An 18,030-nucleotide genomic window follows, 5' to 3' on the forward strand; every position below is an offset into this window, starting at 1 on the left:
GCGGGGCTTATCCGCAGACGACCAGGGCGGCGGTGACCAGGACCGCCCAGAGCAGCTCGGCGAGGCCGGTCTCCTGCAGCACGGGGATCAGGCCGGGCCCCACGGCACCGCCCAGGACCGTCCGGGTCGCGGGTGCTGCGAGCACCATGAAGCCGAGCCCGACCAGCACGCACCACGACGTGACCACAGCGACCGCGACGACGGCCGCTGCCGCGACCAGCACGAGCACGGCGTACAGCAGGCGGGTGCGGCGGTCGCCGAGCACGACCGCGAGGGTGCGCTTGCCGGCGACGGTGTCGGTGGGGATGTCGCGGAGGTTGTTGGCGACCAGGATCGCGCAGGCCAGCGCGCCGATGCCGACAGCCGCCCAGAGCGACGCCCACTCCCACGTCTCGGTCTGGACGTACGTCGTGCCGACGACCGCGACCAGCCCGAAGAACACGAACACCATCACCTCGCCCAGGCCGAGGTAGCCGTAGGGCTTCGAGCCGCCGGTGTAGAACCACGCGGCCAGCACCGACACCGCTCCGACCGCGACCAGCCACCAGGCGGTGGTGGCGGCCAGGGCGAGGCCGGCGACGGCGGCCACGCCGAAAGCGAGGAAGGCGGCGCGCTTCACCGCCGCAGCAGGGGCCGCGCCGGAGCCGACCAGCCGCAGCGGGCCGACCCGGTCGGCGTCGGTGCCGCGGATGCCGTCGGAGTAGTCGTTGGCGTAGTTGACCGCCACCTGGAGCGCGAGCGCGACCACGAGCGCCAGCAGCGCCTTCCACCACACGACGGCGTCGACGTAGGCCGCGACGCCGGTGCCGGCGAGCACGGGGGAGACGGCTGCGGGGAGGGTGCGCGGCCGCGCACCGGCGAGCCACTGAGCGGGAGTTGCCACAGCCGAAGATTCAAGCAGCATCGAAGTGCCCTAGCCTCGGGCGGGTGGAGATCGTGCGTCGGATCGAGTCGTGGCTCGATGCCGCCGACCCGGAGCCGTGGGTCGTCGAGACGTCGGGCTCGACCGGACGCCCCAAGCGGGTCGCGCTCTCCCGCGACGCCGTGCTCGCCTCGGTCGCGGCCAGCGCTCGACGCGTCGGCGGATCGGGACGCTGGCTGCTCGCGCTCCCGCCGTCGTACGTCGCGGGCGTGCAGGTGATCTGCCGCTCGCTGGTCGCTGGTCACGAGCCGGTGCTGCTCGAGGACCACGGTTCGTTCGCTGAGGCCGCCCGGGTCTCGACAAGCTCGACCACCGATGCGTTCGTCTCGCTCGTGCCCACCCAGCTGCACCGGCTGCTCGAGACGGACGCCGGCGCGCTCCGGAGCTTCCACGCCGTGCTGCTCGGCGGCGGCCCGATCGACCCTGCCCTCCGGCGCCGGGCGGAGCAGGCGGACGTGCGCGTGGTCGCGACGTACGGCTCGGCCGAGACCGCGGGCGGCTGCGTCTACGACGGCTACGCGCTCGACGGGGTGGCGGTCGCGATCGACGCCGGCGGCCGGATCCGGATCGCCGGGCCGACGCTCTTCGAGAGGTACGACGGCGACCCGGCGGGCACCGCCGAGGTGCTGGTCGACGGGTGGTTCCTGACGTCCGACGCCGGCCGGCTCGACGATGACGGACGGCTGCACGTGCTCGGCCGGATCGACGACATCGTGGTCAGCGGCGGCGTCAACGTGCCCGCGCCCGCCGTGGCCGCCCGGCTGCGTGAGCACCCTGAGATCGCAGCGGCCGAGGTGCTCGGCGTGCCCGACGAGGAGTGGGGCAACCGGCTCGTCGCGTTCGTCGTCGGGGTCTCGACAGGCTCGACCACCGAACGGCTGGACGACCTCCGTGCCTGGGTCGCCGAGGTCCACCCACGCTCCTGGGCGCCGCGACAGCTGGTCGTGCTCGACCAGATCCCGCTGCTGCCCAACGGCAAGTCGGATCGCCTGGCCCTCCGGGGGCTGGCATGAAGGTGTGGTCACTCCCGATGCGCACCCGCTTCCGCGGCATCACCGTCCGCGAGGGCGTGCTCATCCCGGGTCCGGCCGGATGGGGCGAGTGGAGCCCGTTCCTGGAGTACGACGCGGAGGTCGCCGAGCCCTGGCTGCGTTGCGCCGAGGAGGCCGCCGCCGGCGACTGGCCGGCGCCGTTGCGCGACTCCGTGCCGGTCAACGTCACCGTCCCCGCAGTCGGTCCCGAGCAGGCGCACGCGATCGTGCTGCGCGGTGGCTGTCGCACCGCCAAGGTCAAGGTCGCCGAGCCGGGCCAGACCCTGGCCGATGACCAGGCCCGGCTCGAGGCGGTCCGCGACGCGCTGGGGCCCGACGGCCGGGTGCGCATCGACGTCAACGGGCTCTGGGACCTGGACACCGCCGTCGCGAGCATTCCCGTGCTCGACCGTGCCGCCGGAGGCCTGGAGTACGTCGAGCAGCCGGTCGCCAGCGTCGAGGACCTGGCGCGGGTACGCCGGGCCGTCGGCGTGCCCATCGCCGCCGACGAGTCGATCCGCCGGGCGGCCGACCCCTACCGGGTGCGCGAGCTCGAGGCCGCCGACGTGGCCGTGCTGAAGGTGCAGCCGCTCGGCGGAGTGCGCGCGTGCCTGCGGATCGCCGAGGACATCGGGCTGCCGGTGGTCGTGTCGTCGGCACTGGAGACGTCGATCGGCATCGCCGCGGGCGTGGCGCTCGCCGCTGCTCTCCCGGAGCTGCCGTACGCCTGTGGCCTCGCGACGGTGCAGCTCCTCGAGTCCGACATCGTCGACGAGTCGATGCTGCCGGTCGACGGTGCCCTGCCGGTCCGGCTGCCGGTCGTCGACGAGTCACGGGTGCACGCCGAGCCCGACCGGGTCGCGCACTGGGAGGCCAGGCTGGCCGAGGTGCTTGCCCTGAGAAGTGACCGAGTGCGGCAGGATCGACGTCCGTGAGCGCCACCGACACCGCCCGTGCCGTCCTGACGGCGCTGATCGAGGCGGGCGTCACCGAGATCGTCGTCGCTCCAGGGTCCCGCAACGCGCCGCTCTCCTTCGCGGCGTACGACGCGGCCGCTGCCGGCCTGGTCCGGCTGCACACCCGGATCGACGAGCGCACAGCCGGCTTCCTCGCGCTCGGGCTGACCAAGAACGGCAATCGCACCGCGGTGATCTGCACCTCCGGCACGGGCGTCGCCAACCTGCACCCGGCCGTGCTCGAGGCCGCGCACGTCGGGCTGCCACTCGTGGTCGTCACCGCCGACCGGCCCGCTCGGCTGCGGGGGACCAACGCCAACCAGACCACCGACCAGGTCGGCGTCTTCGGTCCGCTCATCGCGACCCAGGACGCCGCCGACCTCGACCTGCGGGCGGCAGGCCCGGTGCACGTCAACGTGCCGCTCGATGAGCCGCTGCTGCCCGACGCCCGTTGGGAGCCGGATGTCGCGCCGGGGGCCGCTCCGGTGCACGCGACTCCTGCGGTGCAGGTCACCCTGGAGTCCGGTCCGCGCACGGTCGTGGTCGCGGGTGACGACGCGGGCCCGCACGCCCGAGCGCTGGCCGAGGCCGGCGGCTGGCCGTTGTTGGCCGAGCCCAGCAGCGGCTCCCGCACCGGCGCCAACGCGCTGCGCACCTATCGGCTGCTGCTGTCCTCGGAGCTGAGCGACCGGATCGAGCGGGTCGTCGTCTGCGGCCACCCCACCCTCTCCCGTCCGGTCAGTCGGCTGCTCGCCCGCGAGGACGTCCAGGTCGTCGACACCCCGACCCGAGGGGTGTGGAGCGAGCGTCCGTTCCCCGTCGACGAACGCCTGGCCGTCATCCCGCACGCGGCGCGGGCCGACGACCCGGCCTGGCTGCAGGAGTGGCACGCGGCCGACGCCAGTGTCGGCCGCCAGCTCGACGCTCTGCTCGCTGCCGAGCCGGACCTCACGCCGTACGAGGTGGCAGGTGCGGTCGCGCGGGCGCTGCCGCCGGGCGGTCTGCTCGTGGTCGGCGCCTCCAGCCCGATCCGCGACCTGGACCTGATGGTGCCGCGCTACGAGGTCGGGGTGCGCCGCAAGGTGGTCGCCAACCGTGGTCTGGCCGGCATCGACGGCACGATCTCGACGGCCATCGGCGCGACGCTGGCACGCCCGGAGACGACGCGCGCGTTCGCGCTGATGGGCGACGTGACCTTCCTGCACGACGCCAACGGCCTGGTGATCGGCCCGGGCGAACCCGTGCCCGACCTGACCATCGTGGTCGTCAACGACGACGGCGGCTCGATCTTCACGATGCTCGAGCAGGGCGACCCGGCGTACGACGACCGCTTCGAGAAGCTCTTCGGCACCCCCCACGGTGTCGACCTCGCCGCCCTGTGTGCGGCTACCCGCACCCCGCACTGGAAGGTCGAGTCGCTGCCCGAGCTCGAGCAGGCCCTGGCCAGTCCGAACGGCGGTCTCGAGGTCGTCGAGGTCGTCGTCCGGCGCGACAACCGCCGCGAGCTCGACGCCCGGATCCGCGCGCTGCAGCCATGAGCGTCCCCGTCTCCGCGCGGCCGCGGTTCCGGAGGATGGCGGTCGGCGACCCGCAGGTGATGGCGTTCTACCCGCGACCACGCACCCGGGAGGAGGTCGCGGACCGGGTCGGCCTTGCCCTCGAGAGGGAGACGGTCGACGGGAGTGGGATGGCGGTCCGGGTGTACGCGGCAGCAATCCGGCCCTGACCCCGACGTCGTCTCCGGGTTGTTCGAACGTTCGTGCGGGAATCTAGGACGAACGTTCGAACAACCCAGCAAGGCCCCCGATGGCCGCTGCCACCTCGGCCGGAGCGACCAGCGGGTTCGGGACGAGCAGGTAGATCACGCGACCACCGTAGGCCGCCGTCAGGTGACGCCCTGAGCGAACGGATCACGTCGTTGCAACGTTCGTCAGCGAGGATAGGCGCGTGCACGTTGCCCTCTTCCTGATCGCGCTCGTCGTCGGCGTGCTGGCCGGAGTCGTGGTTGCGGGTCGCATCGGTGTGCCCGCGCCGCTCCTGCTGGTCGTCGGGGGTGTGGGCGCGTCGTTCCTGCCGTTCGTGCCCCAGGTCCACCTCGAGCCCGAGGTCGTGCTGATCGGCCTGCTGCCGCCGCTGCTCTACTCGGCGTCGATCTCGTCCTCGTTGATCGACTTCAACGCGCACCGGCGGGTGATCCTGGCGCTCTCGATCGGTGCGGTCCTCTTCACCACCGCCGGGGTGGGCGTGGTGATCCACGAGCTGCTGCCCGGGGTCTCCTGGCCGATCGCGTTCGCGCTCGGCGCGGTCGTCGCACCTCCGGACGCCGTCGCGGCGACCGCGATCGGCCGCAATATCGGCCTGCCTCGCCGGATCGTCACCATCCTCGAGGGCGAGTCGCTCTTCAACGACGCGACCGCTCTGGTGGCCCTACGCACCGCGCTGGCCGCGACCGGCATCTCCTGGGTCGTCGGTGTCGACTTCCTGGTCGCCGCCGGAGGTGGCGTGCTGATCGGCGCCCTGGCCTTCGTCGTGGTCGGGTGGATGCGCAGGCGGATCACCGACCCGGTCCTCGACGTCGGCCTGTCGTTCGTGATCCCGTTCGCCTGCTTCATCGCGGCCGAGGAGATCCACGCGTCCGGCGTCGTGGCCGTCGTGGTCGCCGGCCTGCTGCTCGGCCACAAGGCTCCGATCCTCCAGACCGCGCAGTCGCGGATCGCCGAGAGCACCAACTGGCGCACGATCGCGTTCCTGCTCGAGAACACCGTCTTCGCACTGATCGGGCTCCAAGCGCAGTGGCTCTTCCAGGACCTCGCTGACAGCGACCTGTCCGGCGGCCGGATCACCGCCATCTGCGTGTCCACGCTGCTCGCCTGCATCGTGCTCCGGCTGATCTGGGTCTACGTCTCCCGGTGGATGCTGGTCCGGCCTGGTCCGGACCCGACCACCGGCCACCGACCGCCGATCGCCCAGACGTTCCTGGTCGGATGGGCCGGGATGCGCGGCGTCGTCACGCTGGCGGCCGCCTTCCTCATCCCCGAGGACACCGAGCACCGCGAGGTGCTGCTGATGGCGGCCTTCACCGTGGTGGCCGGCACCCTGCTGATCCAGGGCCTGACGCTGCCGGTGCTCGCCCGTTGGCTGAAGGTGCCCTCGCCGGACCCGCTCGACGACGCACTCGCGCGGGCCACCCTGCTCCAGCAGGCGTCCAAGGCCGCCTTGGACGAGCTCGACGCGATGGAGTACGACGACCAGGCCGGCGTCGTGGACCTGGTCCGCCAACGGCTGGACCAGCGCAACTTCGCGGCCTGGGAGCGCCTCAGCACCACCGCCGACCAGGAGTCGCCGGCGGCGCTCTACTACCGGATCCGGACCCAGATGCTCCAGGCCGAGCGTCGTCGCATCCTGGAGATCCGGAAGTCGGGCACGGTGGACTCCGAGGTGATCGCCGACGTGCTCGCGACCCTGGACATCGAGGAGTCGATGCTCGACACCGCCGAGGCCGAGCGGGACGAGACCGCTGCGTACGCCAGTCGACGCTGGACCACCGGCGAGCTCTGCCCCGATCTGGAGCAGTACGGCGCGGCCGAGGCGGAGCAGGCGACGTACTGCCAGGCGTGCCTGGACGAGGGCACGCAATGGGTCGCGCTACGGCGCTGCCTCGAATGCGGCAACGTCGCCTGCTGCGACTCCTCGCCGAAGCAGCACGCGACCCGGCACTTCCACGAGAGCACTCACCCCGTGATGCAGTCCGCCGAGCCCGGCGAGGACTGGCGTTGGTGCTACGTCCACCACCTCACGGCATAGGCGTAAATCTGATCGGGAACGACAGCGCGCCGGTGTTGCCCGACACTGGAAGCCACCGACCGGGACCGTCGGGTACGGCGTCTGGCATCCGGCGGGCGAGAAGTGGCAGCGCGACGGCCATGTCCGTGCGCGCCACGAAGTGACCCAGGCAGTGGTGCACTCCGGCGCCGAAGCCGTGGTGCGGCGGGCGTTGCTGGCTGATGTCGAACGCCGGATCGGGCATCGCCGACGGGTCGGTGCCCGCGCTGTGCGACAGCATCTGCACGATGCCGCCCTGCGGGATGCGGAGCCCCTGGAACTCCACGTCCTCCAGGGCCTCGCGGGTCACCCAGGTGACGGTCGGGTTCACCCGCATCACCTCCTCGACGGCGTTCTCTCCCAGGTCAGGTCGCTCGCCCAGGAGCCGCCACTGGTCGGGGTGCTGCAGCAGCGTCTGCAGGGCGAGGCCCAGCTGGTTGCGGGTGGTCTCCATCCCGGCGAACGCGAGGAAGACCAGCGCGACCCCGAGCTCATGCTCGCTGAGACGGTCGCCGCCGTCGGTCGCCTGCACCAGCGTCGTGACCAGGTCGTCTTGCGGGTGCTCGCGCCGGTCGGCGACCACCTCGCCGACGTACTCGTAGAGCCCGGTGAGTGCCGCCTCGATCTTGGGCACCTGATTGCCGACGTCGATCGAGAACGATGCTCCCAGGTCGTCGGCCCACTGCGCGACCTGGTGCCAGTTGTCCTCGGGCAGCCCGAGAAGCACACAGATGATGCGGGCGGCGTACGGTTCGGCGAACTCGCTCACGAACTCCACCGACCCGCGGTCGGCGAAGCCGTCGATCAGCTCGTTGGCGAGGGCCTGGAAGCGCGGCCGCATGGCCGCGATCGTCTTGTTGCGGAAGGCCGGCATCAACAGCCGCCGGATCCGGGAGTGGTCGTCGCCCTCGAGGCTGAGCAGCGTCTCCTGCCACCAGTCGGAGAACAGCCCGGAGTGGATGCCATTCTGCGCCGGCCACCGCGCGTTGCCCTGCCGGAACCGTCGGTCGCGCAGCAGCGCGCTCACCTCGGCGTGGCGGAGCACCGCCCAGCCCCAGTTGGTCTCGACGTACCAGCTCTGGTCGCGCGCCGCGTGCACCTCCGGCGAGGTGACGTCGAAGGTGGGGTCGGAGAGGTCGAAGCGGGTCACTGGTTGCGTCATGGTCGGACCACCCTGATCTCCCAGTCGCAGGCCGGTACGGCGGGGCGCAGCTCGACGCCGGCGGGAAGGCTCACATCAGCATCGTAGGGAGCAGGATTACGGTTGCTGCATGCGGATCACCAAGTTCGGCCATGCCTGCGTCCGGATCGAGCACGACGGCACCACGGTCGTCCTCGACCCCGGCGGCTTCACCGACGTCGAGGCGGTCGACGGCGCCGATGCGGTGCTGATCACCCACGAGCACTTCGACCACTACGCCCCCGACCGCCTGAGGGCGACCGATGCTCGGATCTTCACGATCGACGCGGTCGCGGCGAAGATCCGCGAGGACGCTCCCGATGTGGCCGAGCGGATCACCGTGGTCGCGCCGGGGGAGGCGTTCGACGTGGGCGGCCTGCCGGTGCGCGCGGTCGGCGAGAAGCACGCCGTGATCCACCCCGAGTTCCCGCAGATCTTCAACAGCGGCTACGTCCTGACCGCCGGGGACACGAAGATCTACCACCCGGGCGACTCACTCACCGAGCCCGGCGAGGACGTCGACGTACTCCTGGTGCCGTCATCGGCCCCGTGGCTGAAGGCGTCCGAGGCGGTCGAGTTCGCCCGCGCCGTGAAGGCGCCCCGCAACCTCGCGATCCACGACCGGATCTACACCGAGGTCGCGCACGGCATCCTCGAGCAGCACATGAACGCGTTCCTGCCGAAGGCCGGCCAGGAGTACCTGCGCCGGGCAGACGGCGCGGACTTGTAGCCGACCTCAGGGATACCCGGTCCACCGGGTATCCCTGAGGTTCTAGGTCTCTGCAAAGCCCCAGAACCTCACGAATAGCCCGAAGAGTGCACCCCCGATGTGGTCCGACCTCAGCCAGTAGTCAGCGCGTCCCGCACCGGCACGAACTTCGCCTGCGCCTCGGCCAGCTCGGCCTCGGGGTCGGAGTCGGCGACGATGCCGCAGCCGGCGAAGAGCCGCACGGTGCTGCCGGAGAGGCGGGCCGAGCGGAGCGCGATGCCCCACTCGCCGTCGCCGGTGGTGTCCATCCAGCCGACCGGGCCGGCGTAGCGGTCTCGGTCCATGCCCTCGATCTCGGCGATCATCGCGGTGGCGACCGGGGTCGGCGTGCCGCCGACGGCGGCCGACGGGTGCAGCGCTTCGGCGAGCTGGAGCGACGACACCGTGGCGGCGTCGTGCACGACGCCCGCGACGTCGGTCGCCAGGTGCATGACGTTGGGCAGGTGCAGGACGAACGGCGCCTCGGGCACGTTCATCGACGAGCAGTGCGGCTCGAGGGCGTCGGCGACCGAGCGGACGGCGTACTCGTGCTCCTCGAGGTCCTTCGACGACCGGGCCAGGGTCGCGGCGAGGGCGAGGTCGCGCCCGTCGTCGCCGGTACGACGGATCGTGCCGGCAAGCACGCGGGAGGTGACCAGGCCGCGCTCGCGGCGCACCAGCATCTCCGGGGTCGCGCCGAACATGCCGTCGACGTGGAACGTCCAGCACATCGGGTAGGTCTCGGTGAGGCGCCGTAGCGGCCACCGGACGTCGATCGGCTCCTCGGCGGTCGCGATCAGGTCGCGGGCCAGGACGACCTTCTCGAGGTCGGCTCGGCTGATCCGGGCGACCGCGTCGGCGACGACCGACATCCACTGCTCGCCGTTGAGCGCGCCGTCCGCGAAGCTCACGCCAACCGGTGCGGCGGGCGCGTCGGCGGGATCGAGCGTCGGGTCGGGCCCGTCCCCGACGACGGTCAGCCAGGCGACGTCGCCGCGACGACCCACGACGATGCGGGGTACGACGAGCACGGACTCACCCGGCTCGTCCGCGAAGGTGAAGGTCCCGAACGCGACCGGACCGGTCCCGGGCTCGCCGACCTCGTCGTTCACAACCGCCCGGGCCGTGGTCTCACGCCACCACTTGTCGGCGTCCGCGAAGCGGGTCGCGCCACGGGTGCGCACCTCGGCGGCGACGCCCCAGCCGACGAGACCGTCGCCCCGGCGAAGCCAGGTCACTGGCCGATCGGCGGGGACCAGGTCGAGGAGCCGCGTGGCCTCGGCCAGCTCCAGCCGGGAGGTGCGGACGTTGAGCGTCACGCGCCGAGCGTACTCACGGACCCGCCGAAACCCCGCCTCGGGCGGGCTAGTAGCGTCGTAGGGCGTGAGCACCCCCACAAGCGCCGGTCGCACCCCGACCCTGGTCGCGATCCTCCTCGGTCTGCTGCTCCTCGGTCTGATGGCCGCCTTCGCGATCGGGCTCCCCAAGGCCCAGGGCGACGAGGCCGGCCACGCCGAGGAGCTCACCCTGACCTTGCCTGACACGCTCCCGGGTGGGTACGTCGCGTCCGACGACCCCGACGCGTTCGCCGACGGCCAGCTGGCCGACCAGGCCGACCAGATCGCCGAGCAGGAGCAGGCCAACCGCGAGTACGGCAACACGGCGCTCCCCGAGGCGCTCGGGACGGCGGCGGAGACCCGCACCTACGTGGCCAACGGCACCGAGGCGGTCTTCGTCCAGGCGTTCCAGTCCGAGGGCGGCGCGTTCGCGCCCAACAGTGTCCCCGACCCGGCGAACTCGGGTGGCCAGGCCGGCACCGAGATGAAGTCGGTCGGCGACGGCGCGTGCATCCTCACCTACGGGCAGGCGCAGGCCGAGGGGCAGGCGCCGCCGGTGGCGTTCAGCCAGTGCCAGGTCTCCCTGGGCGAGGTCACCGTGCAGATCGGCTCGTCCGCCGTGGCCGCCGAGGACCTGGTCGGCGTCGCCGACGATCTGCTGAAGACCTTCGAGCAGGACTGACCTTCACTCCTCGGGGTCGTCGACCCCGAGGATCGCGAGCGCCTCGGCCCGGTCGCCGGGCGCCGCGTCACGCTGCGCGAAGGTACCCCGGCGCTGGGCGACGAGGTACTTGCGTCCCAGCCCCACCGACCCCATCGTCTTGTCGTCGCGGTAGAAGTTCAGCCGCAGCCGGACGATGCGTACGCCGTCGCGCGGCACATACCAGCCGTCCTCGTGCTCGCCCAGCCAGGTCGCGAGCCGCCGGATCGCCTCCGGGTCGGACACGCGTGCGTGCTCGCGGTTCAGGTTGTCGGTGATCCGGATCTCGTCGGCGTCGACGAGATCGGCGAGGGCGACCTCGTGGGTCTTCGCTGCCACCTCAACCACCCTGCTTCGGGTAGGCCTCGCCGAACGTCTCGACCCAGAGACTCTCGTCCATCCAGGCGTACTCGCCCTCGACCACGAACTCGACCATGACGGTGCCGTTCTCGAGCCGGTGCGCGGTGCCGGTGACGCCGACCTTGCGCCCGTCGCGGGCCATGGCGGCGCCGAGCTCGTGCTTGGTCGCGTCGACGTTGAACATCCAGACGGTCGAGTCCGTCTCGAACTCCCGGATCACAGCACGCTTCTCGCCGGAGCCGAGGTCGATCTCCTCCATGCCGTCGTCCGGTTCGTCGTCGACGACGTCGTCGGGGCCGTCGTCGACGCCCCCGACCTGCGGGACGTTCGGGTCCTGGCTGGTGATTGCGGCGCTGGTGACCGTGCCCTCGAAGGTGCCCCCGAACTTGTCGGAGTAGCGGACCCGGACGTTGCCGAGGTCGCCGGGCATCCACGCGTCGTCGAGCACCTCGATCTGCTCGCCTGCGTCGGCGTACCCGTCGGTGCCGGTGATCGGGACCAGGGAGTGCTTCGCGCCGGCGACCCAGAACTTCCGGCCCGGCTTCGGCGGCACGAAGATCTTGTCGTCCTCGACGTAGCCCGGTGTCAGGTCGGGCCCGAACGCGATCCTGGTGACACCGCCCATCTTCTTGACGACGGAGATGTCGGACCCGCCGGGCAGCGTGATCAGCTTCTCGACCTTGCCGCGGTCACGGTAGACCTGCGCGTTGTCGGTGGCGGCGCCGGCGATCTTGCCGGGCGAGCCGGCGTCGAACTGCTCGCGCAGGTCGAGCGCCTGGGCCTTCTGGGGGCTCAGGATCTTGCCCAGCTTGTGTCCCCAGCCGGGGTGCAGGCCGCTCGGCTTCTTCTTCTCGACCCCGGACATCTCGAGCAGGGTCCACGCGGTGGCGTTGCAGTTCTCGCCGGTCATGAAGGCCTCGAGCCCGCCCAGACCGCCCTTGTTCGCCTTGAACGTGTTGCCGACGTACGGGACCTGCATCCGGTTGATGACCTCGGACACCCGGAACATCTTGTCGACGGCCTTCATCGCCTTCTCGCCGGTCGCCACGGTCACGCTCGGTGCGGCGGGGTCCCAGTCGATGGAGTCGGTGTCGTAGGGGCCGATGTCGCACTCGGTCCAGTCGTCCTCGCTCGGGCCACCGCGGAAGTAGGTCTGCTCACCCTCGCTCGAGGTGTAGACGAGGAAGAGGTGCATCCGGCGGGGTGCGCCGAGGATCTCGCCGCCGATGAAGGTCGACCGACAGTCGAGCTTGGGGCCGCCGGCGTCGGACGCCTTCTGGTCGGGGGTGCGCTCGATGGCACCGTCGAAGCCCGCGTCCTCGAGCCAGGTCTGGGTCTCCGGGGCGTAGGGCCCCTTGTCGATCAGGCCCTTCCACTTGTCCCGGTTCTGAAGGGTCTTGGGGAAGTACTTCGCCTCCATCGCCTTCTTCTCGTCGGGGTTCAACGCCCGCAGCTCGGCATCCTCGGTGAGGACCGGCTTCGTCATCTTCGCGTTCACGATCTCGACGTACTGCCCGAGGATGAAGGCGCGCAGCAGGTCCTTGAGGACCCGCTTGTCGTCGTCGCCCTTGGCCCGCTTGCTCCAGGACGAGATGTCGACGATGTCCTTCTGCTGCTTCTGCGTCACCCAGGCTTGGGTGCGCTGCTCGGTGAGCGCGTACATCCCGTTGAACCTCTTCGCCGCGACGAACGCCTTGCGCGCATCCTCGGTGAGGCCCTCGTCGCCCTTCTTGACGGCGGGCTTCTTCTCCTTGGCTTTCGGCTTGGGCGCGTCCTCGTCCTTGGCGGCCTCCTTGAGCACGTCCTTCGGGGCGTTCTTGGGGGCCTCGACCACGTCCTTCTTCTTCGACCCGAACCAGCGCTGGATCGGGGCCGCTCCTCCGCCGTTCTGTACGACGTGCGCGAGCTCGTGCGCCAGGACGCGCTCCCCGCCGGGGGTGGAGGTGTTCACACCGGAGCCGAGGAACACGTCGTTGCCGGTGGTGAACGCCTGGGCCTGGATCGAGCCGCTCAGGTCCGCGGACGCCTGGTCGTCGTGCAGCCGGACCGACGAGAAGCTCTGCCCGAAGGCGCCCTCCATGCGGCGGCGTACCGGCTCGTCCATCGGGCGACCACCGCCGGTCCGACGAGTGATCTCGGCAGCGGTGCCGTCGTCCAGGGCGCCGCCCGCCATGCCTCCACCGGTGACGACGGAGCGCTGCACGGTGCCCGACGCTGCAGGTGCAGTCGCACCGGCGTGCGCGTGTCCGGCATGCCCGCCGTGCAGCCGGGAGAGCGCGCTGTCGGCGAGACGGTCGGCCGCCGCCTCAGCAGGGTCGTCAGCCGCTCCCACGCGCATCGCGCCGATCGCGGGCTGGGACACCGGTGCCGGCCACTCGGGCGCCGGCGCCAGCACCTCTTCCTGCTCGGCGCTCGCGCTCTCGGACTCGGCCTGGACCGGAAGTCGGCTCAGCTCAGTACCCATGGTCAGCTCCCTGCTGATCGTCCGAGATCAGGCCTTGCGAGGTCAGGGCAGCGGTGTCCGGGACCCGACGACCCATCTTGGTGTACTCACGCGCCGCAGCCGCGGCGAGGTGGTTCATGCCGACCGGTTCGCCGGCGGCGATGGCGGCGTACGCCGCGGAGAGCACGACGTTGCGGATCCCGCCGCCGGCGAGGTCGAGCGTCGCCAGAGCGGCCGGGTCCAGCGGGTCGTTCGAGTCGATCGCCGGCAGCTGGGCGAGGTGGTGCGACCACAGCTCCTTGCGGGTCGCCTCGTCCGGGTCGGGGAAGGTGATGATGAAGTGCAGACGCCGCGCGAACGCCGGGTCGACGTTGCCTCGCAGGTTGGTCGCGAGCACGGTGATCCCGTCGAAGTGCTCCATTCGCTGCAGGAGGTACGAGACCTCCTGGTTGGCGTAGCGGTCACGGGCGTCCTTGACCTCCGAGCGGGAGCCGAAGAGCGAGTCCGCCTCGTCGAAGAAGAGCAGCGCATTGAGCGACTCCGCCTCGTGGAAGACCCGCTCGAGGTTCTTCTCGGTCTCGCCGATGTACTTCGAGACCACGGTCGGCAGGTCCACCTGCATCAGCTCGAGGCCGAGCTCGTCGGCTACGACGTGCGCCGCGAGCGTCTTGCCGGTGCCCGGGCCGCCGGCGAAGAGCGCGCAGATGCCGGTCCCCTTCCCGCCCTTGCCCTGGAGTGGCGCCAGGGCGAGCAGCTCGTCGCGGTAGCGCGCCCAGTCGAGCATCCGGCGGACCTCCGAGCCGGCATGCTCCGGCAGGATCAGGTCGCTCATCGTGAGTGCACCGGCGTCGCTGGTGTCGCGCCGTTGGCTCTGGCTCAGTCGGCGGGTGGAGCGCCGTACCTGGGCCACGGAGACGGGCTCGTCGCCGATGGCGGCCTGGCGTACGGCATGCCGGCCGACCCGGGCGATGTCCTCGGGGGTCATCCGGAGGGCGGTGACCTCCCGGGGGACGGAGTCCGGTGCCAGCAGGGGCGCCCAGAGTCGTTCCCGGTCCGCGATGGTGAGCCGTGGTGCCGTGACGGCGAGCGGGAGCTCGTGTGCCCACGCGGGGTCCCACGGCATCGAGCTCACCGCGATGACAGGCACGGGCGCGTCCAGCAGTACCCGGATCGAGGCGGCGGCGCGTTCGGCGCCGGTGATGACGGCGACCGCGCCCCGCAGCCCCGCCTCGAGCACGATGTCGCGGAGGAGCTGTTCGGGGACCCGGGCATCGGTGACCGGCTCTCCCGACGCCGCTGAGCGGACCGTGGTCGGCGACTTGGTGAGGTCCACGCAGAGGTAGTCGACGCCGAGCCGTTCGCAGGCCCCGGCGGCCAGGCCGACGCCGGCGGCGCCCGCAGCCGAGTGGACCCAGACGAGCTGCTCGTGGTGGCCGAGCGCCTCGGCAACCGTCGCTACGCCGGCGACGTCGACGGGCACGGCATCGAGCAGGTACGGCACCAGGCCGGCTGGGGGCGGCCCGCCGGCGTGGGTCAGGTGGGCGGCGACCCGGTCGGGCAGCACCAGCCGCCGCGAGGGCAGGACATCGGAGCCGACCACCCGGAGCAGCCCGTCACGCACGAGCGGAGACAGGTCGGAGAGCCGTGATCGCCCGAGGGCGCCGTTGGCTGACACGCCGGCGAGCTCCAGGGCCAGCGCCACCGTCGGTCGCCCCGGGCCACCGTCACCGGAGAGCAGGCCGAGCAGCAGGTGTCCGGCCGGATCCACCTCGGCCACGGCTGCCACGGTGAGCAGCCGGGTGTCCAGCCCGGAGAGTCGGAACCGGAAGGCGGTCTCGGTCATCGCCTCCTCGAACGCGTCCCGGTGCGAGTCGTCGAGCAGGCCCGTGAACGCCGCCTCGAAGGCCTGCTCGGCCTGCGTCTGGTGCGGCCACCGCTGGTCAGCCCGGCGCGCGATCGCCTCGGCCGCGGCGTCGCGGACTCCCTCGAGCGCACCCGGATCCGGGCGGCTTTCACCCACCATGTCTTGAAGGTACGCGGCGCGGGGCCGGGGTGGGGCCGAAATGCACCCGGTCAGGACCAGTAGACGATGACCTTGTCGCCGACCCGCACCTGGTCGAAGAGATGGGCGACGCCGTCGTAGTCACGGATGTTGACGCAGCCGTGCGAGGCGCCGCCGTACCCCCGAGAGGCGAAGTCCGAGGAGTAGTGCACGGCTTGGCCTCCCGAGAAGAACATCGCGAACGGCATCGACGACCCGTAGAGCTTGGACACGTGGTCGGCGCTCTTGAGATAGACGTGGAAGACGCCCTCGCGGGTCGGCGTGCCGGACGCGCCGAACCTGGCATCGAGCGTCTGCTGCACCTTCCCGCCCACGACGAAGCGAACCGTGGAGCTGGACTTGTCGATGCACAGCGCCCTGCCGACCCGGCAGCGCGGGTCGAGCGCGCCTGGCCGGTTGCCGGACAGAGTGCCGCGGTCGTGCAGCTCGGCGGTGGTAGGCCGCGAGGTCATGGCGTGGAGCCGGTCGAGGGCGCGCTGGTCGACCTCGCCCGTCACCGGGATCTCGCGCTTGGCCTGGAAGCCGCGGACGGCATCGCGCGTCAGGTCGCCGTACGTGCCGGAGACGTCGGCCTCGAACCACGCGATCTGCTTGAGGCGGGCCTGGAGGTCACGCACCTGCGCCCCGGAGTCGCTGGGGCCGAGCAGCCGCGGCCCGGGCTCGAGCGGCTTCGGCCTCGGCTTCGTGAGCGGTGCCGGCGTGGTGACCGGCTCGACCGGCGATGTGGTCGGAGCCGTGGTCGGCGTGGTGACGGGGCTGGGCTCGACCGGGGCACCGGGCGTGCCGGTCGCGGTCGGACCTGCCGCCGGATCGTCGCTCAAGGCGTAGCCCGCGACGAACGCCCCGGCGCACAGCAGGGCCGCCGCGGCGAGCACGAGCAGCAGGCGACGCAGGAACAGCATGAGCTCTCCCGGGGAAGTAGGTGAGTCGGACTCCAGGGTGACGCCCGGGCGGGCCGTCCGGTTGCATCTCGTCGGCGAGTTCCTGACGGCGATACCGAGCCGTTATCCGGCGCGGGACCGCCGGAGCGTCCCCGTGCCGCTCCCCGTATTCTCGGCGCGTGGTCCGCGCAGAGCTCGACAAGCAGCCGTCCGACGTCCGTCGCATGTTCGACTCGGTCGCTCGGCGCTACGACGTCACCAACGATGTCCTGTCGCTCGGCCAGGACCGCAACTGGCGCAAGGCCGTGATCGCGGCGGTCGACCCGCAGCCGGGGGAGCGGGTCCTCGACCTGGCCGCTGGCACCGGTACGTCGAGCCAGCCCTTCGCCGACCGCGGCGCGAGCGTCGTGCCGTGCGACTTCTCGCTCGGCATGCTGCAGGTGGGCAAGAAGGCCAAGCCGCACCTGCCCTTCACCGCCGGCGACGGCACCCAGCTGCCCTTCGCCGACGAGACCTTCGACGCGGTCACCATCTCCTTCGGGCTGCGCAACATCGTCGACCCCGAGGCAGGACTCCGCGAGCTGCGCCGGGTCACCCGCCCCGGCGGACGCCTGGTCGTCTGCGAGTTCAGCCACCCGACCTGGGCGCCGTTCCGCACCGTCTACCTCGAGTACCTGATGAAGGCGCTGCCCCCGATCGCGCGCGCCGTCTCTTCGGCGCCGGACGCCTACGTCTACCTCGCCGAGTCGATCCGGGCGTGGCCGGACCAGCGCGGCCTCGCCGATCTGATCGCCGGCGCGGGCTGGGACAGCCCCCAGTGGCGCGACCTCTCCGGCGGGATCGTCGCCCTGCACCGGGCCACCCGCTGACCCTCGGTGGTTGAGGAGGGCGCGCTGGCGCCTGTCTCGAAACCCCGATGCTCGACCGACCTGCTTGGCTGCGGGGTCTCGACGACGCTCGCTGGCGCTCGCTGCTCGCGCAACGACGTCCCGAATTAAGGCACGCCAGCATGGGCTAAATCCCCAGGTCAGCGTGGACTTCGGGACCTTCGTCCCCAATCCGCCCGGCACGCCGACCCCTGCGTGCGCCTGCCCATTCGGAGTGGTTAACTGTGTTCCGCGCCACTTAGTGATTCAGTTCACAAAGTCACAAAATCGGCCCCTTCCGGACCGAGTCGGGCGCTGCGGGCAGAGGAAGGAATCGCGAGGCATGGATCTGTACACGCCGGTCTTGGCGCTGACTCTCCTCGCGGCGTTGTTCGCCGTGGGCTCCGTCGCGATGAGCGCACTCGTCGGTCCCAAGCGCTACAACCGCGCCAAGCTGGACTCCTACGAGTGCGGCATCGAGCCGACGCCCCAGCCGGTCGGCGGCGGGCGCTTCCCGGTGAAGTACTACATCACCGCAATGCTCTTCATCGTCTTCGACATCGAGATCATCTTCCTCTACCCCTGGGCCGTGCGCTTCGACGCACTGAAGCTCTTCGGTCTGGTCGAGATGGTCATCTTCATCGCCACCGTCTTCGTCGCCTTCGCCTACGTATGGCGCCGCGGCGGCCTGGAATGGGACTGAGGCCCGCAATGCGCCCTCA

Annotated in this window: 16 protein-coding genes; 9 read left to right on the plus strand and 7 right to left on the minus strand. The window is 71.4% G+C overall.

The window, feature by feature from the left end; all coding sequences use genetic code 11:
• Nucleotides 1-7: 7 nt before the first annotated feature.
• Nucleotides 8-883, minus strand: coding sequence for a 1,4-dihydroxy-2-naphthoate polyprenyltransferase (locus tag ABEA33_RS00580; protein WP_345524560.1), 876 nt, complete (start codon nt 881-883; stop codon nt 8-10).
• A 44-nt stretch (nt 884-927) separates the two neighbouring features.
• On the opposite strand from ABEA33_RS00580, the gene ABEA33_RS00585 reads away from it, so the two are divergent.
• The 5 genes from ABEA33_RS00585 to ABEA33_RS00605 all read left to right on the plus strand — a co-directional run bounded on the left by ABEA33_RS00585 (nt 928) and on the right by ABEA33_RS00605 (nt 6,713).
• Nucleotides 928-1,935, plus strand: coding sequence for an AMP-binding protein (locus ABEA33_RS00585; RefSeq protein ID WP_345524561.1), 1,008 nt, complete (start codon nt 928-930; stop codon nt 1,933-1,935).
• On the plus strand, nt 1,932-2,888 hold the full coding sequence (locus ABEA33_RS00590) for an o-succinylbenzoate synthase (RefSeq protein WP_345524562.1): 957 nt from the start codon (nt 1,932-1,934) through the stop codon (nt 2,886-2,888). The genes ABEA33_RS00585 and ABEA33_RS00590 overlap by 4 nt, the downstream gene beginning before the upstream one ends.
• The gene (gene menD, locus ABEA33_RS00595) at nt 2,885-4,447 is read left to right on the plus strand and encodes a 2-succinyl-5-enolpyruvyl-6-hydroxy-3-cyclohexene-1-carboxylate synthase (RefSeq protein WP_345524564.1); all 1,563 of its coding nucleotides are present in this window, start codon (nt 2,885-2,887) and stop codon (nt 4,445-4,447) included. Before ABEA33_RS00590 ends, menD begins: the two co-directional genes overlap by 4 nt.
• On the plus strand, nt 4,444-4,635 hold the full coding sequence (locus tag ABEA33_RS00600) for a hypothetical protein (protein ID WP_345524565.1): 192 nt from the start codon (nt 4,444-4,446) through the stop codon (nt 4,633-4,635). The genes menD and ABEA33_RS00600 overlap by 4 nt, the downstream gene beginning before the upstream one ends.
• Before the next feature lie 221 nt (nt 4,636-4,856).
• Nucleotides 4,857-6,713, plus strand: coding sequence for a Na+/H+ antiporter (locus ABEA33_RS00605; RefSeq protein WP_345524566.1), 1,857 nt, complete (start codon nt 4,857-4,859; stop codon nt 6,711-6,713).
• Here the strand turns inward: ABEA33_RS00605 and ABEA33_RS00610 are convergent.
• On the minus strand, nt 6,703-7,893 hold the full coding sequence (locus tag ABEA33_RS00610) for a cytochrome P450 (protein ID WP_345524567.1): 1,191 nt from the start codon (nt 7,891-7,893) through the stop codon (nt 6,703-6,705). The two genes, ABEA33_RS00605 and ABEA33_RS00610, sit on opposite strands and share 11 nt — an antisense overlap.
• Before the next feature lie 109 nt (nt 7,894-8,002).
• Here ABEA33_RS00610 and ABEA33_RS00615 point away from each other — a divergent pair, with 109 nt between their 5' ends.
• Nucleotides 8,003-8,641 (plus strand): MBL fold metallo-hydrolase, encoded by a 639-nt coding sequence (locus ABEA33_RS00615; RefSeq protein ID WP_345524569.1) that lies wholly within the window; start codon nt 8,003-8,005, stop codon nt 8,639-8,641.
• Nucleotides 8,642-8,751: 110 nt separating this feature from the next.
• On the opposite strand, the gene ABEA33_RS00620 is transcribed toward ABEA33_RS00615, so the two are convergent.
• Complete coding sequence (locus ABEA33_RS00620; protein WP_345524570.1) at nt 8,752-9,978, minus strand: isochorismate synthase; 1,227 nt, start codon at nt 9,976-9,978, stop codon at nt 8,752-8,754.
• A 64-nt stretch (nt 9,979-10,042) separates the two neighbouring features.
• On the opposite strand from ABEA33_RS00620, the gene ABEA33_RS00625 reads away from it, so the two are divergent.
• The gene (locus tag ABEA33_RS00625; RefSeq protein ID WP_345524572.1) at nt 10,043-10,678 is read left to right on the plus strand and encodes a hypothetical protein; all 636 of its coding nucleotides are present in this window, start codon (nt 10,043-10,045) and stop codon (nt 10,676-10,678) included.
• A 3-nt stretch (nt 10,679-10,681) separates the two neighbouring features.
• Here the strand turns inward: ABEA33_RS00625 and ABEA33_RS00630 are convergent, their stop codons facing one another.
• From ABEA33_RS00630 to ABEA33_RS00645, 4 genes are read right to left on the minus strand one after another with little or no spacing between them, the layout of a single operon-like run.
• Nucleotides 10,682-11,035: a hypothetical protein gene (locus ABEA33_RS00630; RefSeq protein WP_345524573.1), complete on the minus strand. Its 354-nt coding sequence runs from the start codon at nt 11,033-11,035 to the stop codon at nt 10,682-10,684.
• 1 nt (nt 11,036) lies between these two features.
• Nucleotides 11,037-13,520 carry an eCIS core domain-containing protein gene (locus ABEA33_RS00635; RefSeq protein ID WP_345524575.1) on the minus strand — a complete coding sequence of 828 codons (2,484 nt, stop codon included), beginning with the start codon at nt 13,518-13,520 and terminating at the stop codon, nt 11,037-11,039.
• Nucleotides 13,510-15,522 carry an ATP-binding protein gene (locus tag ABEA33_RS00640; RefSeq protein ID WP_345524576.1) on the minus strand — a complete coding sequence of 671 codons (2,013 nt, stop codon included), beginning with the start codon at nt 15,520-15,522 and terminating at the stop codon, nt 13,510-13,512. The genes ABEA33_RS00635 and ABEA33_RS00640 overlap by 11 nt, the downstream gene beginning before the upstream one ends.
• Before the next feature lie 50 nt (nt 15,523-15,572).
• The gene (locus tag ABEA33_RS00645; RefSeq protein WP_345524577.1) at nt 15,573-16,463 is read right to left on the minus strand and encodes a L,D-transpeptidase family protein; all 891 of its coding nucleotides are present in this window, start codon (nt 16,461-16,463) and stop codon (nt 15,573-15,575) included.
• Between the two features lie 158 nt (nt 16,464-16,621).
• Here ABEA33_RS00645 and ABEA33_RS00650 point away from each other — a divergent pair, with 158 nt between their 5' ends.
• Both ABEA33_RS00650 and ABEA33_RS00655 read left to right on the plus strand, forming a co-directional pair.
• Nucleotides 16,622-17,311: a demethylmenaquinone methyltransferase gene (locus tag ABEA33_RS00650; RefSeq protein WP_345524578.1), complete on the plus strand. Its 690-nt coding sequence runs from the start codon at nt 16,622-16,624 to the stop codon at nt 17,309-17,311.
• 340 nt (nt 17,312-17,651) lie between these two features.
• Nucleotides 17,652-18,011 carry an NADH-quinone oxidoreductase subunit A gene (locus tag ABEA33_RS00655; RefSeq protein WP_345524579.1) on the plus strand — a complete coding sequence of 120 codons (360 nt, stop codon included), beginning with the start codon at nt 17,652-17,654 and terminating at the stop codon, nt 18,009-18,011.
• The last annotated feature ends 19 nt before the right edge of the window (nt 18,012-18,030 follow it).

Source organism: Nocardioides endophyticus (assembly GCF_039543845.1).
Classification (GTDB): Bacteria; Actinomycetota; Actinomycetes; order Propionibacteriales; family Nocardioidaceae; genus Nocardioides; species Nocardioides endophyticus.

What these genes read in the sequence shown, in the direction of transcription:
- ABEA33_RS00635 (WP_345524575.1), bottom strand. Translation starts at nt 13,520, where the DNA reads ATGGGTACTGAGCTGAGCCGACTTCCGGTCCAGGCCGAGTCCGAGAGC.
- ABEA33_RS00600 (WP_345524565.1), top strand. Translation starts at nt 4,444, where the DNA reads ATGAGCGTCCCCGTCTCCGCGCGGCCGCGGTTCCGGAGGATGGCGGTC.
- ABEA33_RS00655 (WP_345524579.1), top strand. Translation starts at nt 17,652, where the DNA reads ATGGATCTGTACACGCCGGTCTTGGCGCTGACTCTCCTCGCGGCGTTG.
- ABEA33_RS00640 (WP_345524576.1), bottom strand. Translation starts at nt 15,522, where the DNA reads ATGGTGGGTGAAAGCCGCCCGGATCCGGGTGCGCTCGAGGGAGTCCGC.
- ABEA33_RS00615 (WP_345524569.1), top strand. Translation starts at nt 8,003, where the DNA reads ATGCGGATCACCAAGTTCGGCCATGCCTGCGTCCGGATCGAGCACGAC.
- ABEA33_RS00645 (WP_345524577.1), bottom strand. Translation starts at nt 16,463, where the DNA reads ATGCTGTTCCTGCGTCGCCTGCTGCTCGTGCTCGCCGCGGCGGCCCTG.
- ABEA33_RS00610 (WP_345524567.1), bottom strand. Translation starts at nt 7,893, where the DNA reads ATGACGCAACCAGTGACCCGCTTCGACCTCTCCGACCCCACCTTCGAC.
- ABEA33_RS00590 (WP_345524562.1), top strand. Translation starts at nt 1,932, where the DNA reads ATGAAGGTGTGGTCACTCCCGATGCGCACCCGCTTCCGCGGCATCACC.